Annotated in this window: 2 protein-coding genes; both read left to right on the top strand. The window is 40.6% G+C overall.

What is annotated here, in order from left to right; translation table 11 throughout:
- The coding region (locus tag H7254_RS04375; RefSeq protein ID WP_301931828.1) for a hypothetical protein at nt 1-2,754 on the top strand (2,754 nt) is incomplete at its 5' end.
- Nucleotides 2,755-2,770: 16 nt separating this feature from the next.
- Nucleotides 2,771-4,468 (top strand): TonB-dependent receptor (locus H7254_RS04370; RefSeq protein ID WP_301931827.1); only part of this gene is annotated, 1,698 nt, incomplete at its 3' end.

Below are 4,468 nucleotides of genomic sequence, written 5' to 3'. Positions count from 1 at the left end.
TTAAGTTTTTCAGTAAAGGCACAACAGAAAAAAGTAACGGTATTATCTGTTCCCGCAGCCAGTCAGTTTTGTAAAATAGTTCCTGGCGGTACTTCTGTTTTACCTAGTGGCCGTTTTGTTACACCTGCCGGCGATGTAATCCGCATCACCAACAAACCATTTGGTATGGCCATTTCGCCCGATGGTAAAAAAGCAGTTACGCTCCACAATGGCGTATTTACCATTATTGACCTGGCAACTTTGAAAGATATCCGGGTACCAGGATACGAAAACAAAATCAATTCTCCGCTTACGCATCAACCACTTAACAGCAGTGCTTTTGGGACAGATTCAGTTATTGCGAGTACTATAAAAAATGTTTTGCCCCAGGGTTCTTTTCTGGGCGTAGCTTTTGCACCCGATTCTAAAACAGTTTATTTAAGTGGGGGCGATAACGGTGCGGTGATTGTGTATGATATTGAAAAACTACAACGGGTAGATTCTATTTCTTTAAACGGAGAAATAGGAGGCACGCGGTTTGACGACAGCTTTACATCCGATCTTTTGTTTAATGAAACCAATCACGAACTGTTGATTTTAGACAGGGGAAATTTCAGGTTAGTGCGCTACGATATTATTGCCAAAAAAATTACCGCTTCTATTCCTGCAGGCCGTCAGCCTTTCGGATTAGCGCTGAGCGCCGATAAAAAAATGGCCTTTGTTGCCAATGTAGGCGTGTATTCGTATCCGTTGATTGAAGGCATGACCAAAGACAATTATAATTCGATGATGATCTCTCATCATCCCTACGGCGATAATACAAAGGAATCAATCAACGGTACGGAAACAGAAGGAAAAAAAATTCCCGGCGTTGGTAGTCCTCATTCTCCTGAAGCCATGAGCGTATTTGCTATTAATCTTACCACCAATAAAGTGATTGATAAATTTAAAACCGGTTTCCAGGTAGGTGAAATGATTGAAGGTGCGGAAGTAGTGGGCGGTGCAAGTCCTAACTCAATTGCAGTGGGTAAACAATTTGCCTATGTAACCAATGCTACCAATGATAATGTTTCTATCATTGATTATAAACAACATAAAATAGCAGGTCATATTCAAATAAAGGTTGACAAGCGCATTGATCATTTTCGCGGATTGTTACCCTTTGGCATCACACTTAGCAAAGACGAAAAAACATTGTACGTTGCCCTGCTTGGCTTTAATGCGGTAGCGGTAATTGATGTGGCAACAAAAACTACCAAAGGGCTAATACCAGCAGGCTGGGGGCCTACACGGGTGTTGTTAAGCAACGATGAAAAAGAATTGTACATCATCAGTTGCCGTGGCCTTGGCGCAGGGCCCAATGGCGGCGCAGGTTTTATTACTCCCCCTCAGGGTACTTATATCGGCGATATTCAATTAGGCACTTTTCAAAAAGTACCAATGCCTTCTGCCAACGAATTGGCGGATTATACAAAGCAAACTATCAGCAATACTTTTGTAAGTACAGCGATACCAGATGATATAAAAAATCCACTACCGGCGTTGCCGGGTTTACACCAAAGCCCTATAAAATACATTGTGTACATCACCAAAGAAAATAGAAGTTATGATGAAGTAATGGGGCAATTAAAAAATGCAAATGGGGATTCTACCCTGGCAAGATTTGGCGTGGATTGCGCCTACACACTGCCCGATTCTTTAAAGGTAAAATATGCACATTTAAAAGTTACGCCCAATCATCACAAGGTTGCAAAGCAATTTTCTTTTAGCGATAATTTTTATTGCGACAGCGATGCCTCCATACATGGCCACCATTGGATGATGGGTGTAATTCCCAACGAATGGGTAGAAGCCAATTCAAGCGTAGATAAAACAGCCAACCTTTTTTCAAAGGCACCTGGTCGTCGTTTCCCTGGTTCTACGGGAAGTATGGATCCGGAAGATTATGGTGAAATTGGGGGCATGTGGGAAGCAATGGAAAGAAAGCATGTAAACTTCTATAATTTTGGTGAAGCCAATGAAACCGCTCATGTGCGGGAAGAGTGGATGGATACAGCCACCGGTGCAGCACATGGCGTAATGGTGCCGATGCAAAAAGCATTGTTTACAAGAACAAGTCATAATTATGCTGGTTTTAATATGAATATTCCCGACCAATTCAGAATGAACCAGTTTGAAGAAGAGTTTTCAAAAATGTGGATCAAAGGAAAAAAGCCATTGCCTTCTTTAATCACCATGCAGGTTCCAAATGATCATACCGCAGGCGCAAGACCAGAAGATGGCTATTATTTTCCGCATTCTTTTGTATCCGATAATGATCTGGCCGTAGGCAGGATTCTTCACTTTCTTTCCCGTACAAAATACTGGAAAAATATGCTGGTGATAATTACAGAAGATGATCCGCAGGGCGGGGTTGATCATATTGATGCACACCGCAGTATTTTAATGATGGCAGGGCCTTATGTAAAGAAGGGGTATGTGAGCCATACCCACGCCAACTTTGGTGCTATCTTAAAAACTATTTATAATATTCTGGATGTACCTTATGTGAACCAGTATGATGTTACCGCTTCTTTACTACAGGACTTTTTTACCGCCAAACCAGATTATACACCCTATACTTTAGAGCCACATGATTCCAGGATTTTTGATGTAGAAAAGGCCATGAAAAAATATGGCCGTTCTGTTGACTGGCGCAAAGTAATGCAGGGGCCGGATATGGATGATGAAGATGACATGCGTAAAAATCATTACAAACAAACTAAAGGAAAATAATTGTTAAAACGGAATTATGCAATTTGATTCTTTTAGATTTTTTTTAAGTATTTTTTTTATTCCAGTTTTTAATTTAACGGTTATCGCACAAACTAAAGACAGTGTAGAGGAAAAAAATCTGCGGGAAATAAAAGTTGTTGGCTATAAAAACAAGAATGCGGCTGGTCAGTTAAATGACATTAAGGAAACTGCTATTTACGTTGGTAAAAAAACAACGGTTATAGAAGTGGATAGTATTGATGCCAACAAAGCCATCAACAATACCCGTCAAATTTTAGGTCGTATACCCGGTTTAAATATTGTGGAAAGTGAAACTGGCGGCTTTGTAGCCAATGGTATTGGCGTGCGTGGATTAAATCCTGTACAGTCGCTTGAAATTAACGTGCGACAGAACGGTTACAATATTGCGGCAGATGTGTACGGTTACAACGAAACTTACTACTTGCCTCCCATGGAAGCTGTTGAAAAGATAGAAATGATCAAGGGTGCCGCTTCCATTCAATATGGATCGCATGTGGGCGGAATGGTAAATTATGTATTGAAGGAAGCAACGCCTGGCAAATCATTTAATTACAGCACGATGCAAACAACGGGTAGCAATGGTTTATTCAACAGCTATCATGCATTGGGCGGAACCAAAAAGAAATGGAGTTATTTTAGTTTTCTTAATTACCGCACCTACGATGGATGGCGGGCCAATTCTCAACAAAAACAGCTTACGGGCTATGGGAAAATTTCTTATCAGGCCAATGAAAAAATAAAATTTGGACTTGAATTTACCCTGCTTCGAAACAAGATTAAAATGCCTGGAGGCCTTACTGATGAACAGTTTCAGGCAGACAGCAAAGCATCCGTCCGTTCCCGTAACTGGTTAAAAAGTCCTTGGAATGTATTGACGGCTTCCATGGATTATACCATAAATAAAAATACGTTGCTTACGGTTAAATCAACATTGCTTTCCGGCGAAAGAAGCCTGGTTTGGTTTAGCGCATTACCACAAATACCCGACTATCAAAACCCGGTAACCGGCGAATTTAATGTAAGGGAAATAGACAAAGAATTTATGAAAAGCATGGCAACAGAAATACGGTTGTTGCATGGCTACAACCTGGGTAAAATAAAGAGTTCGGTGTCAACCGGTATTCGTTTTGCCACAGCCGGTTTTGACCGAAAGGAAGATGCACCGGGAAATAACCTCAGTAATTTTGATATGACCGCCACCGGCAAATACGACGAAGATTTTCATTTTGGTTCTACCAATCTTGCTGCATTTGCTGAAAACATTTTTAGAATCAATGACCGGTTTTCTGTTACTGCAGGAATGCGGTATGAATTATTGATGTCGTATGTAGAAGAAAACGATGCCAATGATATTGCAGGCGAGGCAGAAAAAGAAAGAACCCGGCAGTTTGTTTTATCTGGTGTAGGGTTACAATACCGTGTTGGAAAAGCATCAAATTTATATGGCAACATTGCTCAATCTTATCGCCCGGTTGATTACGCACAGTTACTGCCGTTTAGCACTGTTTCTAAAGTAGACCCCAATATGAAAGATCCTAAAGGATGGAATGCGGATCTCGGTATTAGGGGAATTATTGAAAATTTTTTTACGTATGATATCAGCCTCTTTTATTTAAGCTACAATGATCGCATTGGTTTGGTGAATAAAATTGATGAAAATGGGGAGCCTTATATTTTAAGAACCAATGTGGAT

This window comes from Ferruginibacter sp. (assembly GCF_014377975.1).
Taxonomy (GTDB): Bacteria; Bacteroidota; Bacteroidia; order Chitinophagales; family Chitinophagaceae; genus Ferruginibacter.
This window is presented reverse-complemented; position numbering and strand designations above follow the sequence as displayed.